This window comes from Ruegeria sp. BI11 (assembly GCF_056538005.1).
Genome location: NZ_JBQFSM010000012.1, coordinates 110,199 through 132,788 on the forward strand (window position 1 = coordinate 110,199; position 22,590 = coordinate 132,788).

Sequence of the window (22,590 nt, forward strand, 5' to 3'; positions counted from 1 at the left end):
AAATCAATCACTGCTCATTTTTTCAATAAACTAGTTGAGAAATTCGGCAATCTTGTGACTTCCATGCAGAAAAATCGATATTACCTCAGCTTTTTGAGGGTGGAATAATTTTACCCGGATTCATGATGTTATCCGGGTCCAGCGCTCGTTTTATGGCCTCCATATAGCTGACCGCCGTACCCAGTTCCTTGATCAGGTATGGGCGCTTGCCCTGTCCGATTCCATGCTCACCGGTGCAGGTACCTTCCATCGAAATGGCGAGATCGTTCAACCAACCGACAAAACCGTCGGCCCGGGCCACCTCATCGGCATTGTCCATGTCGATTAACAGCAGGGTGTGAAAATTCCCATCCCCGACATGCCCGACGATCGGTGCCATTAAGCCCAACTCATTGGCCTTGTCCCGGGTCGTGGTGACGCATTCCGCCAGGCGTGAGATCGGAACGCAGACATCAGTGGAGATTCCCCGTGCCCCGGGGCGCAATTGCAGGCTGGCCCAGTACATATCATGCCGGGCTTGCCACAACTTGTTGCGTTCTTCGGTCGTTGAGGTCGCGGCAAAATCGGTGCCACCGAACTCATCGGCGATCTGACCAAAGGTTTCGGCTTGCTCAACCGCGCCGGATTCTGATCCGTGGAATTCCAACAGCAACAAAGGCGTCTCCGGCAGGCTGAGCCCGGAATAGGCATTGGCCGCCTTGACCGACAGTTCATCCAGCAGCTCGATCCGGGCCACAGGCACGCCGTATTGGATCGTCATCATCACCGCCTGACAGGCTGCATCAACTGTCGGAAAGGAACACCGGGCCGAGGTGATCGCCTCGGGAATGCCCTGTAGGCGCAGGGTAAGCTCGGTTATGATGCCCAACGTTCCTTCGGCCCCGATCAGCAGGCGGGTCAAGTCATACCCCGCCGAGGACTTTCGCGCCCGGTGACCGGTACGGATGATCTGACCATCGGGCATCACCGCCTCAAGGCTGAGGATATTGTCTTTCATCGTGCCATAGCGTACTGCGTTGGTGCCCGAGGCCCGCGTTGCCGCCATACCGCCCAGTGATGCATTGGCACCGGGATCGATGGGAAAGAACAGGCCCTGATCGCGCAGATGGGTGTTCAGGTCTTCGCGCGTCACACCCGGTTGCACAACGCAATCCAGATCATTGGCATGCACCGCCAGCACCTTGTTCATCTGGCTCAGATCGACCGAGATCCCCCCTGCCGGAGCGTTCACATGCCCCTCCAGCGACGTACCGGTACCAAAGGCGATCACGGGAACCTTGTGCTGGGCGCAGGTTTTGACGATCTGAGAAACTTCCTCGGTCGAATGGGGGAATACCACTGCGTCCGGGGCCTGATTATTAATCCAGGTGGTCGTGTGACCATGCTGTTCACGGATCGCCTGACTGGTTTGCAAACGATCACCGAATTTCTGCTTTAGGATACCGACCGCCGGCTCAATCCCGGCCTCGTTTCGCGGCAACGCAGCTGCCTGCACCATGAGCTTCCCCTTTTATTCGCCTAGCGCAATGCCTTCGCGGCGTGGATCGGCACCACCGGTCAAGACGTCTCCGATCTCAATTGCGTGCAGCCCTGATGTCAGATCGCGCGGATTTACCTCGAATCCGAGTTCGATCAACGGGTCCGAGAACCCTTCGGCTGCGGTGCCCTGTTCCACATCATAGGTGCCGAAGCGGTTGACCAGATGCGGCAGCGACAGCGCCTGTTGCACGTCCATACCCCAATCGGTCCAGGCGATGATCGACTTGGCGACATAACCAATAATGCGGCTGCCGCCGGGCGATCCGATCGCTAGCACCGGTTTGTCGTCCTGCATCACAATCGTCGGGCTCATGGAAGAACGCGGGCGCTTGCCGGGTTCCAACCGATTGGCAATCGGAACACCATCGCTGTGCGTTTTAAACGAGAAATCGGTCAGTTCGTTATTCAACAAGAATCCATTGGTCATCAGCCGCGAACCGAACCCGTTTTCAATCGTTGTGGTCATCGAAAGCACGTTGCCATACTGGTCAACAATCGAAATATGCGAGGTCGACGGCAACTCGAGCGATACATCATCCGCCCAGTTCGACGCATGGTCGAACTCAGGGTTGCCTGGGGTGACCTCGATCAGCGCGCCCTCTCCGCCCAGCAGTTGCCCACGTTCAGACAGATAGGCTGGATCGACCAGACCTTGCGTTGGCATCGGCACATAGTCGTGATCGGCCATGTAGCGACCGCGATCCGCAAAGGCCAAGCGAGATGCATCGCCAATCAACCGCCACGCATGTGCATCTTCGGGGCCCATCGCGGCCAGATCATATCCGTCCAGCATGCCCAGAATCTGTCCAACCGTCAGTGCCCCGGATGAGGGCGGCCCCATACCGCAAACCTCATAAGCACGATAGGCAGCACAAACCGGTTCCCGCTCGATCACCTGATAAAGCGCCAGATCGACACCGGACAGAACACCGGGATTACCCGGCGCATTGCGCACCGTGCTAACGATACCGGCAGCGATTTCACCGCCGTAGAAACCGGCAGAGCCTTCGCTGGCCAACAGCCGCAACGTGTGCGCATAGTCAGGGTTCATCAGACGCTGACCTTGCTGCAATGGCGCACCACCTGGCAGGAAGTATTCTGCGGTCACCGGAAAACGGGACAGTCGTTCGGCATCCGCCTCTACCAAAGTGGCTAGACGCGGGGATACAAGAAAGCCTTCATCGGCCAGCATGATGCCATCCTGAAACAGGCTGGGCCATGGGCTGCGGCCCCAGCGCCGGTGTGCCTCTTCCAGCAACGCGGGCGTGCCGGGCGTGCCGACTGATAGCCCACCGACCACGGCATCGTAGAATTTCAGCGGCTCGCCATTTTCATCATGAAATAGCTGATGGTTCGCCTCTAACGGAGCTGTTTCGCGCCCATCCAGCGTGATCAATTTGCCGGTTGCCGCGTCATACCAAACCAGAAACGCGCCGCCGCCAAGGCCCGAGGATTGCGGCTCGACCAACCCCAGCACGACTTGCACCGCGACCATGGCATCTGCGGCCGATCCTCCGGCCCGCAGCACCTTGGCTCCGGCTTCAACGGCCAGAGGGTTCGCCGCAGCAACCATCCAGTTCTGCGAAGTTACAGGCTGTCCGGCCATCTTCGCCTCAAGCGAGGCGATCACCTCAGCGGTCAAACCCTTGGCCTGACCTTCCGAGGCCCCTTCGGGTGCCACAGCATCAGCCGTTTCCTGCGCGAAGGACGCCCCACAAAGGGTCAACGCCGTCACAAACAATCCTGAAATCAGATTTCGTCGCATCGTATCCTCCTGAAAAATTGTTCCTTCGGCTTGGGTGCTTCACAACATAGATGGCACAACCTGATCCGGCGGGCGGTGCCCGTCTTCGAAGGTTTTGATATTGATTATAACTTTCTCGCCCATCTCGATCCGGCCTTCCAACGTGGCCGACCCCATATGAGGCAGCAGAACGACGTTGGGCAATTGCCGCAAACGCGGGTTCACTTGGGTGCCGTGTTCATACACATCCAGCCCTGCCCCAGCAATATCACCCGAGCGGATCAGGCGCGTCAGCGCATTTTCGTCGATCACTTCGCCCCGAGAGGTGTTGATGACAACCGCCGAAGGCTTCAACAGCTTCAATCGCCGCGCGTTCATCAGATGAAAGGTCGATGGGGTCGACGGGCAATGAATGGAAAGAACGTCCATCCGGGCGACCATTTGGTCGAGGCTTTCCCAATAGGTCGCCTCTAGTTCTTCTTCGACCTCGGGCCGCAACCGGCGGCGGTTGTGATAATGCACCTGCATCCCAAAGACACGTGCACGACGGGCCACGGCCTGACCAATCCGCCCCATGCCCAAAATGCCAAGGCGTCGGCCTCCGATGCGCCCGCCCAGCAAAGCGGTGGGCGCCCAACCGGTCCAGTCACCCCTTTGCATCACACCAACGCCTTCGGGAAAACGCCGCGTGACCGCAAGGATCAATGCCATCGTCATATCGGCCGTATCATCGGTCAGTACACCCGGCGTATTTGAAACAAGGATGCCCCGCTGCCGCGCTGTCGCCACGTCGATATTGTCGACACCGGCGCCATAGTTGGCAATCAAGCGCAGGTTTTCACCCGCCTGCCCCAGCACACCACCATCAATCGTATCGGTAACCGTGGGAACAAGGACATCCGCGCTTTGTACCGCTGCAACCAGTTCATCGCGCGACATAGGAGTATCATCGTCGCGCAACTGCACATCGAACAACTCACTCAACCTGGTTTCCACTGCCTCGGGCAACCGTCGCGTTACAACAACACTCAGACGTTCTCTTGGCACTTTCGCCCTCCCATCGCTTTGCAAACCTTCGCGCGCCATGGCATCGTGGCGCAGGATAAGGCGGGGCACAAGAACCCCATGGCATTGAGACGACCTTTTTTCGGAACCAGATCAACAGGCACAAGAGCAGGCAGTCAGTGAGTGGTTTTCTATCGGTAAAACGCCGCCTTCTGGTGGTTTCGTCTGTATTTCTTGTTGCGTTGAGCACTTTCGCTGCCAGCGCGCAGGATGCGCGTGGACCTGTGACCAACCTGCCCTTGCCGCGATACGTTTCAATGAAGGCCGCAGAAGGCAATGTTCGACGTGGTCCTTCGCTGACACATCGAATCGATTGGGTGTTCAAACGGCGCGGAATGCCGCTGCAAATTACCGCTGAATACGGCAACTGGCGCAAGGTTCAGGACCGTGACGGTGCCGGTGGATGGGTACATTATGCCCTTCTGTCCGGCGTGCGCACGGTGCTTATCGAAGCCGAACTGCTGCCCGTCTACGCCAGCCCCGATCTCAATGCGCAAATCAGTGCTCATTTCGAATCCGGTGTGGTGGCACGCCTGGGCAGCTGCAGCCTGGACTGGTGCCAAATCTACGCCGGTGGCTACCGTGGCTGGGCTTTAAAATCGAACCTCTGGGGCGTCGATCCTTCTGAGATTCGCGAGTAACCGGTCTGCGTCAGCCCCCGAACAATCGTCTATTCCGTAGCCTGCTCAGGTTGCGCACCCATGTCCTTGTCTAACAGCAGCAGGTTCCAACGGTCACCATTGGCCGCTTTGACTTTGTCGAGAATCTTGCCAAACAAATCCTCTTCTTCGGCCTGTTCGGCCAGGAACCAGTTCAACATGTTCTGCGTGCTGTATTCCTTGACATCATGCGCCAGCTCAAACAGCGCATTGATCTGGTCTGATACCTGTTCCTCATTGGCAAGCGCGAGTTCCAACGCCTCAACCGGCGAGTCGAAATCCACCTTGGGCTTTTTGATGCCGTCCAGCTCGATTCTTCCACCGCGCTGCGCCACAAAGTCAAAGATACGCATGGCGTGCCCCTCTTCCTCGACCGAGTGGCCGCGGAACCACTGCGCAAATCCGGGCAGGTCCTGCGATTCGAAATAGGCAGCCATAGCCAGATAGGTATAGGATGCCTGAAGTTCGTTGTTGATCTGACGGTTCAGCGCTTCTGCGACATTCGGGTTCAGCTTCATCTTCGTCTCCTGTGTCACGGGGTGCCGTTACACTCATATTGCTACGGTTTTTCGAGAATCCACGCAACCTGGATATTTCATTTTGCAGTTTATTTTCAGTATTTTAAGTGCAATCACTCTGCAAGTGAAAGGCACTTGCAATACCATGGCGCTTGGTCATTGCAGGATGTTTCCAGACATCAAACAGCTATCCACGTCGAAGGGCGGTAAACTCCTCATTTCCATTTACTATAGCAGTGTTTTTTGGCTTCAGGTCAGCCTGAAGCCTTCCATAGCTTAATTTTTGCTCGGGAGCTGGGCGGGCCACGATAGGCTAAAATCACCACATGGAACTGTCGGGAACGCATCAAAAATAATTTTTGCTCCAAGCTTAATTTTTTCACTCGAAAGCTCTTGAACCCTCCAACCAACAATCGTAGATAGCGCCTCACTGTTGGGGTGTAGCCAAGTGGTAAGGCAGCGGTTTTTGGTACCGTGTATCGTAGGTTCGAATCCTACCACCCCAGCCATGAATTTCCCAAAATCCAACGAAATCAAAGAGCGAAATCTGCCCCTGACGCGCCGTGTGTGTCACAGCCCTCAGAAACTGTGACACAGAGTGTAAAAGATGCCGTTGCCCGCTATGCCCGCAAGCGAGCCGATTCAGCCAATCGAAAACACAAGCAGTGCGCCGGTCCCTACCTTATGCGAAGGGATCGGTTTTTCTATTTCCGTAAACGCCTGCCAAAAACCCTAACAAACCTACTAACAAACTCATTTCTCTGTTTTTCGTTGCTAACCGATCCCTCGCGCGACGCCGTGATGAGCGCCGCAAGGCTCCTCGCGGTCTACAAGCAAATGGAGTTCGAAATCGTGGAATTGCTGACAATAACTTCCTTGGTGCCGGCCGACGCAAAGGCCCTGCTGACCGAAATCCTTCGGGTGGAATTGGCCAGGATTCTGGTCGAGCAAAAGGCATGGGCAACATACCCGACGAAGACGTTAATGAGCGCATTGAGAAGCTCGGAGTCGAAAACAAGAAACTGCGTCGTGCCGCCAGAAGAGAGCATCTGGATAAGTCCTCCGGCCAGGTCGGAGGCATGATCAGGATCAGCACCGTTCCCTTGATCATAAATCACGTCATTCTGCCTCACCTCGGAAAGCTAGGTGACAGGCATCCAAACCTGACCGTCGAGCTGGTTCCTGAAGCACGAAACATCGACCTGACAAAACGGGAAGCCAATGGTGTAGTTGCGGCGAATGTCCGGAAAGCGGGTTGGGATTGCAGAAATCAATCAATTTGCTCAAAGTCGGCTTTGTGCCGGTCGGTATTGATGGCTTGTCGGCCTAACTGCAAAGGCTGTTTCGGCCAATAATCGCAAGCTCTCAATGACTCGATTTTGTAGACGTCAATTAATGGTCATTCTGTTTCTGACGACCGCGCCCACAAATTGATGTCTTCTTCAGAACTGATTTCATCGATCTTCTCCAACTCGTCAGCACTGAAGTCGAGATTATCAACAACGCCGGCGCAATCTACGATCTGATCCGGCCGGGACGCACCAATAAGTGCGGTCGTCACCCGTTCACCTCTGAGCACCCAGGCCACAGCCATTTGCGCCAGAGTCTGTCCACGTGCCTCGGCGATGTCATTCAGAGCACGAACACTTGCCAGAGACCGCTCGTTGATCATGCCATCAAGCAGTGACTTTCCTTGCGTGGCACGGCTGCCATCTGGAATATCGCGTAGGTATTTTGACGTCAGAATGCCTTGTGCCAACGGCGTGAATGCAATCGATCCTATCCCAAGATCGTCAAGCGTATCGAGCAAACCGTCCCGCTCCACCCAACGGTTGAGCAAATTGTAAGAAGGCTGATGAATCAGGCACGGTGTCCCAAGGTCGTTGAGAATCTTCACCGCCTCGCGCGTGCGTTGGGAGTTGTAGCTCGAGATACCCGCGTACAGCGCGCGGCCCGACCGTACGATATGATCCAATGCACCCATCGTCTCTTCGAGCGGGGTATCCGGATCAAAACGATGGGAATAAAAGATGTCGACGTAATCAAGCCCCATACGCGCGAGTGACTGATCACAAGACGCGATGAGGTACTTTCGTGAACCCCATTCCCCATAAGGTCCCGCCCACATGTCGTAGCCTGCTTTGGAGGAAATAATCAGCTCATCCCTGTAGCCCGCGAAATCCGTTTTGAGGATTTCACCAAATGCCTCTTCGGCCGAACCGGGTGGTGGACCGTAATTGTTCGCCAAATCAAAGTGAGTGATGCCGTGATCAAACGCGGTCCGGCACATGGCGCGTTTGTTTTCGTGGGCAGAATCCGCACCAAAATTGTGCCATAACCCTAGGCTGACAACAGGAAGCTTCACACCAGACCGCCCACATCGCCGGTAAACCATCCGCTCATAGCGGTCCGGCTCCGGGGTGTAAGGAATGGGTTTTGGCTTTGGCGGTCGTTGAGCTTTGGTCATGCGCACATAATCAATGGATTGATGGGCCTGTCAAACGGATCACCGGGAGTAAGATTAATACAAGCCTCGGCCCAATCTGGGTGGGTGTTTAAGATTAGTCTTACTTTAAGTATCAAAGTCTCACGATTTGATCAGTTGCATTAAATTGCTCGGATTCAGTGTTTGTTAGTATTGTTCCCGATGCAGTGGACTATTCACTCAAGTCCTTAGGCCTTCTATTTTTATGTTAGCATTGAGCAATTTCGGGCGCGCATCTTTGGACTTGCTCGCAAAAATGGAGGTGGGAAAATGTTGGCTGATCGATACGGGCTTACTTTGACAACCAACGACCCTAAAGCGCGGGACGCCTATGTCACGGGGCTTGATCACATACTTGCAGCCACTTTTGGCGCGAGCGACGCCTTTTCCGCTGCCATCGAGGCCGATCCCGGTTTTGCTCTTGGTTACGTTGGGCTTGCTCGGGCTCGAATGTATGAAAACGATATGCCGGGCGCTCAAGAAGCGATGGCGTCGGCCCACGCCCGCGCGTCGGGGTTGACCGAACGCGAGGAGGGTCATCTCGCAGCTTTGGATCTCTTGCTCCAGGGACGTGTTTCCGAGACGCGAAGCGCAGTTCAGGAGCACGCTGCACATCACCCGCGCGATGTTCTTGTCGCACAAATCTGTACCAACATTTTCGGCTTGATCGGGACATCTGGCGAACCCGGCCGGGAAAGTATGCAACTTGCCTACACGAGCAAACTCTATGATGCCTTGGGTGAGGATTGGTGGATCATGAGCGTGCATGGTCAGGCGCTGTGCGAAGTTGGACGTCTTGATGAGGCCATGTCCATGATGGACGGTTCACTCGCCTTGAACAATGCCAACGCAAACGCGTCGCACTTCAAAGCACACACGCTTTACGAACAGGGTTCCGGGGAGGCTGGTCGCGCCTACCTTGCCGACTGGATCGCAGACTATGATGTGCGCTCTGTGTTGCACGGCCACCTGAGCTGGCATCGCGCCTTGTGGGCCCTGGAGCAGGAGGATGAGACTGAGCTGTGGGCGATTTACAAAGGCGCTATCGCACCCGGCGTGTCGCACTCTTTGCCGATCAATGTTCTGACGGACGCCGCCGCGCTTCTGTACCGCGCCGAGATTGCGGGTCACAAGGTGGTGCCCGCGCTTTGGCGCGACCTTAGCGACTACGCATCGCGGTTCTTTCCAAACCCGGGCATGAGTTTTGCAGACATTCACAGCGCGCTGGCCCATGCTATGGCGGGAGACGGAGAACGCCTTGCGATCCTGACTGAAACACAATCAGGTTTTGCGGCAGATCTCGTACGTCCAGTGGCAAGTGCGTGGGATGCGATCGCACGGCAGGATTGGTCGGTTGCGCTCCAACAGCTCACACCGGTCATGGCGGATCACGCTCGCCTGGGCGGCAGCCGCGCGCAGCGAGACCTTTTGGAACTGACTTACCTGAACCTGTTGCTGAAATCGGGACATACCCAAGAGGCCCATCGAACGATTACAGTACGGCGCTCGATCTTCAGCGAGACAGCGCCTGTTGTCGGCTATGTCTGAATTCTCAGAGCTTCAGTTGATAAGCTCGTCGAACAAAGCCTCCTTGAGCTCAGTCGCAATCGATCGCTTGGTTCCCGCGATCTGCGAGTATGCCCACTGAACGAATTCGGCATAGCAACGAATGGCAGATTTGCGGGCTGCAAGCGCAGAATTTGGACGCCGGGCTCAACGTCGGCTTTGGGCCATTTCAAATTTTGGCTTACTGATTGAAAGAGTAGGTTCTTCAAACATTGAATTTGGCGGTAGAGGGCTCTGCCTATCAAATCCCTCAATGCCATCGGCGGTCGCTTTTTCGAGGTTGCCCATGAGCATGTAGGCAAAGCGTAACTTCAATGAGACTTTGCTGTCAGGGGCCGAAGCCCCTGAGAGATATTGGGTTTACCAAGTTGAATTCGGGTCGACTTTGAACAGATGCTCCATGAACACGCGGGTAACATCCTGTAAATTGTCAGTACGCGCATGGTCGCGTTGCAGTTCGGCCGGAACCACATTCCATGTAATTGGCTCAACACCGGCCTCGATCATGCGGCGCATGCCGTTTTCGTGGCTGAGCTGAGTGATTGATCCAACCGTGTCTTCCGGCACATAGACTTCATATCCGGCAAGTTCGGCCTCAATCGCGGGATAGGCCAAGCAGACATCTGTCCACAGACCGCCCATAATCAGTTTTGTCCGGCCAGTTGCTTCGACGGCGGCGACAAATTCAGGTTCTTCCCATGCGTTGACATTTGTCCGGTCAACAAAGACCGCGTTCGGGGCCAGTTCGCGCAGGTCTTCAATCATCGGATCATAACCGTTCAGGCCCACTGCGACATGACTGAAGATGATCGGGATATCATAGATCACGGCGGTCTTGATTAGACCCGTGGTGTTGTTGATCAGCTCTTCATGGTCGATACTTGTGACCCCGGCCAAAATCGGCGGCTGGTAGTCGATAAGGATCAACGCCGAGTTTGTTGGCGACAGAAACGGCAGGCCGAGAAGAACATGGATTGAAAACCTGTCTCGGTATTTAGTGGAAATTTGGATCTCTGCACTCTGATAAACTGAGCTATCCGATTGACCCTTCTGAGAAGGACCGCTTTCCACCCATCCCGCATGACGCGTTTGGCCGACGTGACTCCAAATGCCAAAACAAACAAAAGTAGAAAAGTACAATACGCAATCGCAGTCAAACCCACTTCCGAAAACCATCCATTGATCAAAAAATTCTAAATATTCTGGAAAAACCGCCACCTCAGCCATTAACTTCCTTGTTTTTAGACGCTGAGATTTTATCGCCTAATTTCAGACGTTTAAAGCATATGTCTTTCAGACGAGACCCGATCCTGAGCACAAACCAGGTCGCGTCCAAGCTACAATTTCTGATTGTGAATTGTATTTCCTGATCACTTCACACCCTGTCTTGGTAGCGTTTTCGTTCGGCTTCAACCGCTCGACGCCATTCCATACGCAAGATGTCCATGCGGCGGGGAATGGTGGTGTCGAGCACCTTGGCTTCGGCGATCCGCTCGGTCCGAAAGAAGCGAAAGCCTTCGCGCAACTCGCACCACGCAGCGATGATGCGGCTCGTGTCTCGATAGCCCAGCAGTATCGGCCAGATCACTCGGTTGGTCTCGCGGTCCCCATTATCGACATAGACCATCGCAATCTTTTTACGGCGCCGAATGGCCGCGCGAATGGATGCAGCACAAAGTGTTTCTTCCGGTTGGTCCACCGGAGCAACACTGACAGATGGCTCCAGAAAGGAGGTCTGGAATTTGGCTGGTGCGACCGTTTCCAACTTTGTAATCAGCTTTTCTGCAGCCAACGCCAACTCCGGCTCGCCTCGGGTTTTAACCCATAATATGCCGAGCATGGCCGCTTCAATCTCGTCCGGTGTTAGCATCAACGGCGGCATGTGGAATCCGGGCTCCAGAATGTAGCCAACCCCTGCTTCACCAGTGATCGGCACACCTTGGGAAATAAGAGCGGCCATATCTCGGTAAACCGTGCGCTTTGTCACGCCCAGCTCACCCCCTATGGATTGGGCCGAGATCGGGGCTTTTGCTCGCCTTAGTATTTCGATGATCTCGAATAATCTGTCGCCACGTCGCATCAGCTCTCCTTTCGATGATCCGGATCATACTGACACTATGCTGACAGCACGCTGTCAGCATAGTGGCTGTAGAAACAGGGCAACGTCCAAACTACGGAGACCACCCATGAGATCAGTTCTTGCCCTCACCCTCGCCGTTTCTTCACCAAACGCGCTCAGCGCTGAGGCTTCCGCCCCAACAAGCTCCCCGGCAATTCTCGCCATGGGCGCTTATGTTCCCACCGATGACATGCAAGGGTCCGAGGACTTTTATCGATCCCTCTTTGATCGCGCGCCGGTGATCGAACTACCGGATTTTGTAGCCTTCGATGTCGCTGGCGGTTGGTTTGCAATCGTGTCGCGGGACCGATACGCGCCCGGAGCCGAGCCAGGCACTGGCGTGGTCCCCTACCTGCAGTCGGCAGACCTCAAAGTTCTGCAATCGCGCGTTTCGGCAACCGGTGCCAAGACACCCGAGATCATCGAAGAACCGGGCATTCATCTGCTCAAAATTACTGACTTAAACGGCCAACTGATCGAATTCTTCAAATTGACCAGCCAATGACACCATCAGGAAATCCGAACATCAAAGCCGAACCGAAGGAAATCGCAACATGAAGATGAACTACTTCGTAGTGGGAACCAACAACATGGAAATCGCCACGACATTCTACGATAGACTCTTTGCTCACTCAGGTATGAACCGTTTCTCTCCCACCGACAGAATGACGTATTGGCTGGGCGCAGATTTTTCATTTGCGGCGGCCATCCCGTTCGACGAAAACCCCGCTACCAATGGCAATGGAACCATGGTCGGGTTCAGCCTGGGGTCATCCGAGGAAGTCGAAAGGCTGTACACTCTGGCCATCGAACTCGGTGCCACATGCGAGGGCGAACCAAAACAACGTGGACCCCGCTTTTCCGCCTATGTCAGGGACTTGGATAGAAACAAGCTTTGCCTTTCCGACTAGGATTTGTCTTAGCGCCCTTTCAACATTGATGGCCCAAACTGGTCATCCGCTAGACTGGGCAAAGCTGCGCCGTTGCCTACTGAACGTCTGCACTTGATTGCAGGGGTGCTATTCCAAACTCAACCTGTCTTCTCGCTTGATTGGCTGGACGCCAAAGATGTCCAAATCTCTGACATAACCTTGCCCATAGGTTTGTCACGTCGACGTATTGCGAAGATTTCAGTGTACCGTGGTGGGAAACCATCGACGCTCAATGGTACAAGCTCACCCGCTTCAAGTTCCGCTTGCATCATGTGCTCTGGGACACCACCCCACCCGAGCCCGGCTTTGATGATCGATTTCTTGGCCTCAAAGTCGGACACGATCCAATGTTGACCACCCGAGAGAACATCTCGGCTTTGGTCAAATTCGTTGCTTCCGGTTCCGGACACGATCACCTGGGTGTAACCCTGCATTTCTCGTTTGGAGCGGACCCCTGGCTGCTTGGCAGCGGGAAAATCCGGGCTTGCGACAGGGCGGATCGTGATCGCGCCAAACGGAAGCGTTTCCACCTCATCGATCGGGACATCTTGAAGTCCCGCGATAATCATATCGGCACTGCCATCCATGAGCCTTGCGATCGGCCCACCCATCATCTCGGAGGCCACGTTAATATTTGTTCCCGGATAGGCGCGTCCAACCGAAGCCAAAAGATTGAGAATTGGATCTAAGGCCATCGTTGCCGTAATTGCAAAAGAAACCACAGGTTCTTGCGCACTTCGCAATCCGGCAGCTACGGACTTTAGCGCGCTCATTTGCTCCAACACACATGCGGTTTCTCGGAAAAAGACCTCACCCTCGGATGTCAACTTGGGCCGGTAGCTGTCGCGAGAGAAAAGATCAAACTCCAGTTCCGCTTCCAGTTTCTTGATTTGGTGACTTACAGCCGACTGGGCCTTGTTCAACCGTTCTGCCGCGGCACGGAAGGTTCCGGTGGCGACAATCGCATCCAGGGCGATGAGCTGATCTAGGGTCATATTGCTCTCTTATGATCTACTAGATAGATCATTATCTTGAGAAATCGATATTATCAATTGTTCTAACCGGCAGCTAATTCAGGCTTACAACCAAGAAAGGAGCCTGAAATGAAGCTTTACTACAAACCCGGCGCCTGCTCGCTCGCCAGCCACATCATGCTGTACGAAGTTGGTGCCTCCTTCGAGATCGAAGCAGTCGATACCGACGCGGGCCGAACCGCCAGCGGTTCCGATTACCGCGACATCAACCCAAATGGCTACGTGCCTTCATTAAGGATCGCCGATGGCGAAACCCTCAGCGAAGGCGTCGCCATTCTTCAGTACATTGCGGACAACAACGCGGACCGCGCCTATTCGCCTAAGCCCGGCAGCCTTGAGCGCGCCCGAGTACAACAATTCCTTAACTTTGCAGCTGCGGAATTACACAAATCCTGGGGCCCCCTGTTTGCTAGCAATACGACAGAAGCGGAACAGAGCGCCGCCGAAGCGAAAGTTAGGTCAAAGTTCAACTATCTGGAAAAGGTCTTGTCCGACGGCAGAGATTACCTAGTCAATGGGACATTCTCCGTCGCGGATGCCTACACTTTCGTTCTGGTCAACTGGGCGAACTTCAAGGCGATTGACCTGTCAGCCTGGCCAAGCCTCGTTGCATATGTCGACCGCATTGCAGCCCGTCCCGCAGTGAAATCGGCCTTTGTCGCTGAGGGGCTGGCGCAATGACCCAGCCAGATAACACCGACATCCAAGAACTGATGGAGCGGTACTTTGACGGTCTCTATCACTCTGACAGCGCGGTACTCAGGACGGTCTTCCATGAAGACCTTGCCTATGTGTATGGCACCTCGGGCACCTACGAATTCATGCGGTTGGAAGCCTACATGAAAAGGATCGACGGGCGCACCCCACCCTCCTCTCGCGGTGACCCCCGCGAAGAGGTGATCGAACGGGTCGCGATCAAGGGTAATCGCATCGCGATCGTCGAGGCTCGCATGACCATGATGGGGCGAAACTACAAGGACCTGCTGACGTTGATCAACACAGACAACGGTTGGCGCGTTCTCACTAAGGTATTCTCATTTGTTGAAAAGGAGGGGTAGTCCGATGCCCTATGTGAACATCAAGGTGACACAAGAAGGCGGGCCGGAAGGCAAAGGCCCATCGCCTGAAGAGAAGGCGCAGCTCGTTTCCGGCGTGACCGAACTGCTTCTGAGGGTTCTGAACAAGAAGCCCGCGACGACGTTTGTGGTGATTGACGAGGTTCCTCTCGACAATTGGGGTATGGAAGGTCGGCAAGTCAGTCACATCCGCGCAGAGCAATCCTGACGTCAATTCATTCCTTGAAATCAAAACAGTCGGTGCGCCTACAGGCGTACCGATGCGAAGGAGCAACGCGATGTCTGTCTCGTTGCACGCAGTTGATCGGCCTTGAAGTGCGCTAACTTAACGATCCTTTTTTCGCACTCAAAGGGGGTCTCCGGATGGCTCTCGCCGTCGCGATCTGGGCCAGTTGGCTTGCACTGATATCATCAGGTTGCACGACCAACCTGACGGTCCTGGGCCTTGCCGGGTTACGCGCGGTTTTTCCAGCGATACTGCTTACGCCTATCCTGTGGATTGGTCGGTGAGGGGCCGCCCGCCCCGGTGTCACGCGTTACCTGCTTCTGTCGGCAACCGAACTGCACCAGCAGTTCAAACTGACAAGTCGCGTTTGGAGCTGTATTGTTCAAGCATTTGATGCCCCGGTTCGAATTGAGGACCAAACAATGACGGAAAAGGAAACGCAGTCGGGAAAATCAACCGAAGGCATGTTGGACTATAACGAAAACTCCTCTGCGCAACTGCAGTTGGTGCGTCTCTTGTCCCCTCTTGTTCGAGAGCTTGTGCATTCAATGGATCCGCCCGGCACCGAATTTAAAATCATGGACTATGGGTGCGGGCCGGGCGTCAACTCAATCGAAATGGTCAAACCGGCAATCAAGGCTTGCCTGGAGAAATTCATCGATACCCCCATTGCCGTTTGCCATTCCGATCAGGTTGGAAATGACTGGAACACCTTGTTTGAATTAGCCGCAGGCCCCGATGGATATGTGAATATCTCTGAGGACATTCGAACCGAAGCCGCCGTCGGATCTTTTTACGACCAGGTCACATCTCCCGCGTCAGTTTCCATCGGGACATGTATATTTGCAAGCCATTGGTTGAGACACGGCATTCAACTGGCCTCTGCCGGAACCGTCTGGTTCGCCGATTTGCGAAGTGATGCACGGCAAACTGTCGATCGGATCGCGCAAGAGGATTGGACCCGTTTCCTGCTTCAGCGGGCGCGGGAATTACGGAGTGGAGCTTACCTAATCGTCGGGACGCTAGGCTCAGTCCCCGACCCTTCCGAGAGGAACGGCATTGCTGCGTCGGGACGCGGCATCTATCGCGCCATCCAGGTCGTTGCCAAGTCGATGGCTGACGATGCCCTTATCTGTCCACAAAGCCTCGACTCCTTTTTGTTTTCACTTTGGTTCATGACCAAAGCCGAGGCACGCCGTGCTCTTGAGGAATACACTGAATTGAAGGATGCGTTCGAAATTGTCCAAATCAGTGTCGAGCCTGCTCCGATCAAGGCCAAGGATATTTTCGAAGAGCATATCGATGATCCACGTACCTATGCCGAAAAGTATGTTGGATACATTCGGGCCTTTGGTGACTCCACCTTAAGAACACATCTGTTCGGCCCGGATTGCGGCACTTCTGAATCACTCGATCAACTCATGGCGGAGTTTTACGATCGCCTCAGGCATCTCTATGAGTTTGAGACAAAAAAATATGCCTGCGAAGTTTGGCACCTCGTTGTGGTTCTTCGCAGAAATTAGTGGCTGATTGGCGACCGCTTCGTTGGAATCGTGGCCCGTCACCGAGGTTCTTTTGCGTTCCGGAATTCTGCCTCTTTTGCATTGACGTTAGACGGTCGCTGGGGCTTTCGTTCTAAGCCAGAGATTTCAGGGTTAACGCAAAGAACCATCTAGTTCGAAAAACCTCCAAAGTGCACCAGGTCAGTGGAATGACCCAGTGCTCTCTTTTCTGCACATCAGGCTATAGACATTCCCAGCGCCTCGAGTTGATCCACCAGCGCGCTCTCAGCCTGGGCGATCGTGTTCCAATTATCCGCTGTGAGATTGCTAAGGTTCAAGTCTTCGGCCTGTATGCCCTGAAGTGTCAGGGTATGCCCTCCGTTACCCACGACTTCAAAGATCAGATCGCCGCCACTTTCACGTACAGATATATCAGAGTCACCCAAGGCGTTGAAGTCGATGACATCTTCGCTGCTATCAAAACCAGAGATTTCGGCTTTCACGCCCCAGCTCCAAGTCAGTTCAGCAACATCCACACCCGCACCGAAGGTCTCGGTGCCGGTGGATTGGCTATCATCCGGGTCGGAGGAGCCGCCATCTGTGACACCGCCACTATCGGTGCCCGGTGGTGTTCCGGTCAGGTCACCGGTTCTGGTCTGATGACCATCTGTTGTATTTCCCGCGGGTGCCTGCGGGGTCAGCAGAATGGTGCGGTCAACAAGTGTCACGTCGTTCTGATCGAACCCGAAAGGAACCTCGAGATTGTCTTCCATCACCTGATCGTGGTGGAACTCGACCAGACCCGGTACAAGTTCGGCTTTTGTCACACCAGTGAGAGTGACGCTCTGCCCGGTCGGCAGGGAAGAGATCACGAGACCCTCGTTGCTGTCCTCGACGGTCAGGCGCTCTCTTGTTCCAAAGTAGAGAAAGCTGATTTTCATGGTAGAGGGATCAAACCCGTCAATCACCTCATGCACACCGTATTCGTGGCTCCGGACGTAGACGGTGTCGGCATCACGAGGACCCACCCCCTGCTCCCAGCTGATAACGCCGCCCATATCCTGGCGAAAGTGTTCGTTTCCGACGACGCCAAAATCACCGATTGTGACCTCCTGAAACGTCACGCCCTGCACAATCTGCGCCGCATCGGACCAAGGGCTGTCGATGACAATCTCACCAGCTGGCGATTTGGTGATGATCATGCCGTGAACGGACGTGCCGCCAAAGTCCAACTCATCAACGCTCGGTCGGAAACCAGTAATGTCGTCTGCATTGCTGTCGGCACGGTATTTCAGTCCTCCGGCATCCGTGTTTCCGGTGACATCAGGTGGATTAGAGCCGTCGGCGTCATAGCTAAGTTCGTAACCCTGGCCGACACCTGGCGTGATGACGACTTGCCCAAGGGCCGAGGATACTTCGTCCAGAACAGCCTGATCAGCAACAGAAAAGTTGCTGATGTTCAGATCGGAAAGACCAAATCCAGTGAATACGATCTGCTTGGTGACATTCTCTTCGGTCAGTTCGATCCGAACGGTCTGACCAAGAGCATCTCCGCTTTCTTCGAAGATCGCGAAGTTTTCGGCCGTAACGTCGGTACCGATTTCTATGACATCGCCCATTGCAGGCATGAACCCGTCAATGACCTGGGTTGCACTGGCAAGGCTCAAGGTGACGTGCATGTGCTGATGACCATTTCCACCGTCGTGGCCACCTCCGCCCGTTGTGGTGTCACCGTCTCCAACAAGGCCCAGCACCTCAGCCGCTGCGGTGTCGTCGAGAATGGTGAAGTTTGAAGCACTCAGGTCGGCAAGGGTCACACCACTGAGTGTCGTCGACTGGTTGTTCGACGGGATGGCGAAAACAACCGAGCCATTCACCTCGTTGACTTCCAGCGCGTCTGCGCCGACCCATGAGATAAAAATCGTATCGGTCGCAGGATCAAAATCGGAAATCGTGGCGTTAGTGCCCCAGGCCCAGGTGATCACCACATCCGCAGTGTTTTCTGTGGCATCAGCCGTGCCATTGCCGGTCGTCTCGGTCGGCGGCGAAGTTGTCGGCGGGACAACTGGTGGTGACGTATTTCCTGAATCGGTGCCGCCGTCAGTTTCCGTGGGCAAACCGCCATCTGTGTAAACCTTGATTGCATCTTCCACCGAAGGCGCGTCATACCCACCGAACTGTGAGATGTAGCGCAGGATAGAGGTGCCGTATTCATCAACAGAAACGTTCCCGCCCTGCAGAAGCGACAATGTTCCCCACGCGCCCCGTAAATGCGCGGCAGCCATAATGCCGGTTAGGCTGAGGGTCACAGTTACTTCCTGACCGTTCTCCATGTAGGTCCGGGTCGTTCCGATGTAATCGGACAGGCTTTCCCCTTGGTATCCCAGCCCAGTTTCTATGACCTGAAGGTTATATCCAAAGGCCTCCTGAATCGCGCGTTCCTGCACTTCGGCAGTGGTGAAGTCTGCCAGGGAATTAACCCCGTTTTTCCCGGTCCAGGTCCCATCCCAAGTGTTAGACGCGGCACCGTTTCCGTAATAGATATCGTCTGTGTAATAACCGAGGTCGATCAACAACGCCTCACCGAATTGGTATCCCACAAAACCCAGAGAGTTCATCGAACGATAGGACATGGTGTCCCATTCATCGCTGCTCAGTTCCGACCAGCTGGAATAGTTTGGAAAGAAATCTGTGACCGCCCCTCCGGCCCATTGGTTCAGCTGCCAATCCTGAATGACACCAGCGTCATAACGATCTCGATCCCAACCAGATTCAAACGCCCGCAATGCGTCGCGGAATTCTTCATATGTACCATTACTCATTTGAAATAGACTCCCATCTTGTCTTTGTTTCAGCCCAAATTTTGCGGCTTTCTAAGCCCGATCACCTCGGACCCAACTGGCGTAACAAGTTAGAAGTTCGGGTTCTGTTAAGAGTTCATTAACGAATTAATCTGCGCGGATGCGGGCTCAGACCCACACTTCGATGCGCTAAAAATCGCCGTAGGTCAGTGGGTTAAAGCAGAGATTGAGCAAGAGATCGGCGCTATTGCGCGAGTCTTTGCCAAATTAAGAATGCCGCAATAATTAACTTTGCATCATTATCAGATCGAATTGTTAAGAATGCCTCAGCCGATCCAGACCGGCTGAGGCGTTTTTGTTAATCTAGCGATAATCAGAGGCCCCAATCCTGCGATTGCTGGACCGTCAACTCGCTGATGTGCTGCATGACATCAAAATGTTCATCCACACCCTGAACGCTGATGACCTTTTGGCCGTTTGCTTTGATCCAGTGAGTGTTTCCCATCCATTCGATCTGAAGTTGATCCAGAGATGAGATCCCGAACCCTTCCAGATCAATGACAATCGAGTCGTCAGCTTCGAAGTCCCGGATTACCTGACCGCCATACTGGCTGCCCGGACCTGTGATGACAAAAGTATCGCTACCTTCACCGCCGAACAGGCCAGCAAACCCTGCCTGGTTCGATTGGTCCGCATCGAGGATGATCACGTCATCTCCATCACCGCCATACGCATTGGTGATCAACGCGCCTTTGCGGATCAGGAGGATGTCGTTCCCCTCGCCCCCATCAAGAGTGGTAAGTGAAGCGCCACCACCAACAAGATAGTCGTCTCCAGCACCACCATAAAGGTTAGTCAGATCGTTACCTTCGCCACCGACCATATAGTCCCAGCTGTCGGTACCATGGCCGGTCTCACCGGTTTCGACGTTGATCTGATTGCCGTACTTCTCAAACCACTCGAGCGTGTTCGAACCAAACGCGGGTTCGTACACAATTTCATTGCCCTGAAGGCTGCGCAGGTCGATGTAGGACGGGTCAAATCCGTTCCCGTCATCGTCATAACGCACGATGTCTTCACCGGGCGTTTTGCTGAACAACACGATCTGACCATTCTCGATACGGTGATCCAGATCGAACCAGCCAGTCATCCCGTAAGCGTCGAGGTCGATCTCGATCCGGTCGCCTGCGTTGGCGTCGAAATCGGTGATCGTGTTCTCGCCTCCGTCCAGAACGAAAGTGTCAGCTCCGGCACCACCGGTCAAAGTGTCGTTGCCTTCACCCGAGACCAATGTGTCGTTGCCTGCTCCGCCATCCAGGATGTCGTTTCCATCCAGCCCGTTCAGGACGTTGTCGCCACTGTCGCCGATCAGATGGTCATCGAATTGGCTGCCAATGACATTTTCCATCTCGTAGACATAGTCTCGCCATTGCGCGTTTTTGTGACCGTCATATTCAACGCCGTTCACCTCAAAGTAGCTTTTGCCGTCTTCTTTGCGCATGTCCACGGTGACGCCACTGCTGGCATCCAGATACGCGATGGTATCGTCGCCTTCGCCACCGTAGATGTGGTTAAAACCAGACCCGGCGATGAAAAGGTCGTCGCCGCCAAAGCCCCAAAAACTGTCATCGCCGGCCTTGCTTTCCTCACCGTCTTGGCCAAACCGGTTATATCCCATGAGGATGTCGCCGTAATCGGTACCAAAAAGGTAGTCAGCATTGGCTCTCCCATAGAGCTCGGTGCCACCATAGGCGCCCAGCATCAGGAACTTGCTGCTGCCCAATGCGTCAAGCGAACCGTTCGGCAAATCAAAGGACTGGCCCGATTGCATGTCGACACCGTCTTTGTCGATGAAAAGCGCGCTTTCGACGACCTGCTTTGCCCAAGCCTGACGAATACTTAGGTCATCCCAATTCAAACTTGAGGGGAATGAGCTTTTCAGGTCGTCCCAAAAGATGACAGCAATCAGTTTGGGTGTGTCTGTCGATTCATCATAGATCCGAAACGCCTGCTCCTTTGGCAGACCTTCATGCTGGAAGGTGATGTCGTCGAAGTTGTGCGCGGTCAATGGAATGATGATCGTATCCTGTGTCGGATCGAAATCACGCACATGCGTGGCATTGCCATCTTGGAACTCGCCGCCGACTTGGCCGCCCATATTTGAGAGCGCTTCTCCCATTCCGAAGAACAGTTTCATCAATCCGCCCAGCGGCCCGGGCAAGATAGCTTTGGCGGCCGCACCCATGCCTGTCCACATGGCATCGGCCATATAATCCATAAAGCCTTTGCCATCGTTTGTGGGCGCATTTGCATCGCCAAGCACGAATGTGTCAAAGCCAGAGCCGCCCCACAACTGGTCATGACCGACCTGACCTTGTTTGTTGCCGGAATAAAGCCAGTCATTATCGGCACCGCCATAAAGCGTATCTACGCCGGTTCCGCCCAACAGAACATCGTTGCCGATGCCACCATAGATTAGGTCGTCATCAGCACCGCCATCGATATAGTCATGGCCTGACCCACCGCTGAGCGTGTCGTTGCCAGCGAGACCAAAGATCATGTCATCTCCACCCATGCCAAAGATCTTGTCGTCGTGCTTGTAGGAACCGTTGCGGTGCGTGTCCGCGCCATAGATCACATTGCCTTTGTCATTCCCGATCACGCCTTCTTCGACCCTATAAACGATGCTTTTTTTGCCGCCTTTCTTGTGGTCAAAGTGATGGAAAATATTGTTGGTGAAGTTGGTCTCGTTCTCACCCATCCATTTAACAAAGCCGGCCAGGACCTTTTCGGTCACTACGGTTCTGCTATTATAAGTAGTATATTCCTCCCACTTTAGGTCCCAATACTGATGGTCATAGCCGTTGAAATGCATTTGATCGGGCGTCATGCCAATCTCAGGATCAACTTCATTGGCCGCGCCTGACAGTTGAACCTCATGGGACGTGTCCGCGATGATTTCTGGCAAGACTGATGCCTCGGGGTCAGCGAGCGAAACCTGCCCGGAAGACTCCAGCGGTTCACCGCTCGTTTTCACAGAGAGCAGCCCTTCGTTCTGTTCTTCGGCAATTTCATCTGTTTTGACCGAACCCTTCGCAAAAGATTGGTCTTTGGATTTGTTTACATGTTTCATGTCTTTCCTCCTGTTTATCTGGATGGTCGGTTCCCGGGTTTCGGGCCCTTGCGCATCACAGTTCATAGGAAAGATGTGGTTTTTCAGACCGTTGATCTCAACGGCAAAACGCACCCTAAGTTGTTACAAAGTATGACAAAAATGCACCTGCAAGCCTTAAAAACCAACGATCCGGCTGGAGCCGCATCTGG

The 22,590-nt window shown here is 54.3% G+C and carries 20 protein-coding genes and 1 tRNA gene; 10 read left to right on the top strand and 11 right to left on the bottom strand.

Annotation, left to right across the window (positions count from 1 at the left end):
* Positions 1 to 85: 85 nt before the first annotated feature.
* From ACR0DT_RS20690 to ACR0DT_RS20700, 3 genes are read right to left on the bottom strand one after another with little or no spacing between them, the layout of a single operon-like run.
* Positions 86 to 1,498, bottom strand: coding sequence for an FAD-binding oxidoreductase (locus ACR0DT_RS20690; RefSeq protein ID WP_480712569.1), 1,413 nt, complete (start codon positions 1,496 to 1,498; stop codon positions 86 to 88).
* A 12-nt stretch (positions 1,499 to 1,510) separates the two neighbouring features.
* Positions 1,511 to 3,304: a gamma-glutamyltransferase gene (ggt, locus tag ACR0DT_RS20695; protein WP_480712570.1), complete on the bottom strand. Its 1,794-nt coding sequence runs from the start codon at positions 3,302 to 3,304 to the stop codon at positions 1,511 to 1,513.
* Positions 3,305 to 3,343: 39 nt separating this feature from the next.
* Positions 3,344 to 4,330, bottom strand: coding sequence for a 2-hydroxyacid dehydrogenase (locus ACR0DT_RS20700; protein WP_480712600.1), 987 nt, complete (start codon positions 4,328 to 4,330; stop codon positions 3,344 to 3,346).
* Between the two features lie 170 nt (positions 4,331 to 4,500).
* Here ACR0DT_RS20700 and ACR0DT_RS20705 point away from each other — a divergent pair, with 170 nt between their 5' ends.
* Positions 4,501 to 4,989, top strand: coding sequence for an SH3 domain-containing protein (locus ACR0DT_RS20705; protein WP_480712601.1), 489 nt, complete (start codon positions 4,501 to 4,503; stop codon positions 4,987 to 4,989).
* A 29-nt stretch (positions 4,990 to 5,018) separates the two neighbouring features.
* Here the strand turns inward: ACR0DT_RS20705 and ACR0DT_RS20710 are convergent, their stop codons facing one another.
* Positions 5,019 to 5,525 (bottom strand): ferritin, encoded by a 507-nt coding sequence (locus ACR0DT_RS20710; RefSeq protein WP_480712571.1) that lies wholly within the window; start codon positions 5,523 to 5,525, stop codon positions 5,019 to 5,021.
* Between the two features lie 434 nt (positions 5,526 to 5,959).
* Between ACR0DT_RS20710 and ACR0DT_RS20715 the strand changes: the two genes are divergently transcribed.
* A tRNA-Gln gene (locus ACR0DT_RS20715) sits at positions 5,960 to 6,034 on the top strand.
* A 318-nt stretch (positions 6,035 to 6,352) separates the two neighbouring features.
* On the opposite strand, the gene ACR0DT_RS20720 is transcribed toward ACR0DT_RS20715, so the two are convergent.
* Positions 6,353 to 6,643 carry a hypothetical protein gene (locus tag ACR0DT_RS20720; protein WP_480712572.1) on the bottom strand — a complete coding sequence of 97 codons (291 nt, stop codon included), beginning with the start codon at positions 6,641 to 6,643 and terminating at the stop codon, positions 6,353 to 6,355.
* Positions 6,644 to 6,924: 281 nt separating this feature from the next.
* Positions 6,925 to 7,956 carry an L-glyceraldehyde 3-phosphate reductase gene (gene mgrA, locus ACR0DT_RS20725; protein WP_480712602.1) on the bottom strand — a complete coding sequence of 344 codons (1,032 nt, stop codon included), beginning with the start codon at positions 7,954 to 7,956 and terminating at the stop codon, positions 6,925 to 6,927.
* 324 nt (positions 7,957 to 8,280) lie between these two features.
* On the opposite strand from mgrA, the gene ACR0DT_RS20730 reads away from it, so the two are divergent.
* Complete coding sequence (locus ACR0DT_RS20730; protein WP_480712573.1) at positions 8,281 to 9,558, top strand: tetratricopeptide repeat protein; 1,278 nt, start codon at positions 8,281 to 8,283, stop codon at positions 9,556 to 9,558.
* Positions 9,559 to 9,936: 378 nt separating this feature from the next.
* Here the strand turns inward: ACR0DT_RS20730 and ACR0DT_RS20735 are convergent, their stop codons facing one another.
* Together ACR0DT_RS20735 and ACR0DT_RS20740 are read right to left on the bottom strand one after the other, a co-directional pair.
* Positions 9,937 to 10,503, bottom strand: a complete 567-nt coding sequence (locus ACR0DT_RS20735) for an isochorismatase family protein (protein ID WP_480712574.1) — start codon at positions 10,501 to 10,503, stop codon at positions 9,937 to 9,939.
* A gap of 448 nt (positions 10,504 to 10,951) precedes the next feature.
* On the bottom strand, positions 10,952 to 11,656 hold the full coding sequence (locus ACR0DT_RS20740) for a helix-turn-helix transcriptional regulator (RefSeq protein WP_480712575.1): 705 nt from the start codon (positions 11,654 to 11,656) through the stop codon (positions 10,952 to 10,954).
* A gap of 106 nt (positions 11,657 to 11,762) precedes the next feature.
* Here ACR0DT_RS20740 and ACR0DT_RS20745 point away from each other — a divergent pair, with 106 nt between their 5' ends.
* Both ACR0DT_RS20745 and ACR0DT_RS20750 read left to right on the top strand, forming a co-directional pair.
* Positions 11,763 to 12,200 carry a VOC family protein gene (locus ACR0DT_RS20745; protein WP_480712576.1) on the top strand — a complete coding sequence of 146 codons (438 nt, stop codon included), beginning with the start codon at positions 11,763 to 11,765 and terminating at the stop codon, positions 12,198 to 12,200.
* A gap of 49 nt (positions 12,201 to 12,249) precedes the next feature.
* Complete coding sequence (locus ACR0DT_RS20750; protein WP_480712577.1) at positions 12,250 to 12,606, top strand: VOC family protein; 357 nt, start codon at positions 12,250 to 12,252, stop codon at positions 12,604 to 12,606.
* Between the two features lie 119 nt (positions 12,607 to 12,725).
* On the opposite strand, the gene ACR0DT_RS20755 is transcribed toward ACR0DT_RS20750, so the two are convergent.
* Complete coding sequence (locus ACR0DT_RS20755; protein ID WP_480712578.1) at positions 12,726 to 13,622, bottom strand: LysR family transcriptional regulator; 897 nt, start codon at positions 13,620 to 13,622, stop codon at positions 12,726 to 12,728.
* Positions 13,623 to 13,730: 108 nt separating this feature from the next.
* On the opposite strand from ACR0DT_RS20755, the gene gstA reads away from it, so the two are divergent.
* The 5 genes from gstA (at position 13,731) to ACR0DT_RS20780 (ending at position 16,486) form a co-directional block, all read left to right on the top strand.
* Complete coding sequence (gstA, locus tag ACR0DT_RS20760) at positions 13,731 to 14,342, top strand: glutathione transferase GstA (protein WP_480712579.1); 612 nt, start codon at positions 13,731 to 13,733, stop codon at positions 14,340 to 14,342.
* A complete protein-coding gene (locus ACR0DT_RS20765) occupies positions 14,339 to 14,719 on the top strand; it encodes a nuclear transport factor 2 family protein (protein WP_480712580.1) in 381 nt (126 codons plus the stop codon). The genes gstA and ACR0DT_RS20765 overlap by 4 nt, the downstream gene beginning before the upstream one ends.
* A gap of 4 nt (positions 14,720 to 14,723) precedes the next feature.
* Entirely contained in the window at positions 14,724 to 14,945 is a 222-nt protein-coding gene (locus ACR0DT_RS20770; protein WP_480712581.1) for a tautomerase family protein, read from the top strand.
* A 155-nt stretch (positions 14,946 to 15,100) separates the two neighbouring features.
* Positions 15,101 to 15,247: a hypothetical protein gene (locus ACR0DT_RS20775; RefSeq protein ID WP_480712582.1), complete on the top strand. Its 147-nt coding sequence runs from the start codon at positions 15,101 to 15,103 to the stop codon at positions 15,245 to 15,247.
* 138 nt (positions 15,248 to 15,385) lie between these two features.
* Complete coding sequence (locus ACR0DT_RS20780; RefSeq protein ID WP_480712583.1) at positions 15,386 to 16,486, top strand: class I SAM-dependent methyltransferase; 1,101 nt, start codon at positions 15,386 to 15,388, stop codon at positions 16,484 to 16,486.
* A 215-nt stretch (positions 16,487 to 16,701) separates the two neighbouring features.
* On the opposite strand, the gene ACR0DT_RS20785 is transcribed toward ACR0DT_RS20780, so the two are convergent.
* The gene (locus ACR0DT_RS20785) at positions 16,702 to 19,287 is read right to left on the bottom strand and encodes a hypothetical protein (RefSeq protein ID WP_480712584.1); all 2,586 of its coding nucleotides are present in this window, start codon (positions 19,285 to 19,287) and stop codon (positions 16,702 to 16,704) included.
* A gap of 352 nt (positions 19,288 to 19,639) precedes the next feature.
* The gene (locus tag ACR0DT_RS20790; RefSeq protein WP_480712585.1) at positions 19,640 to 22,399 is read right to left on the bottom strand and encodes a calcium-binding protein; all 2,760 of its coding nucleotides are present in this window, start codon (positions 22,397 to 22,399) and stop codon (positions 19,640 to 19,642) included.
* Between the last annotated feature and the right edge of the window lie 191 nt (positions 22,400 to 22,590).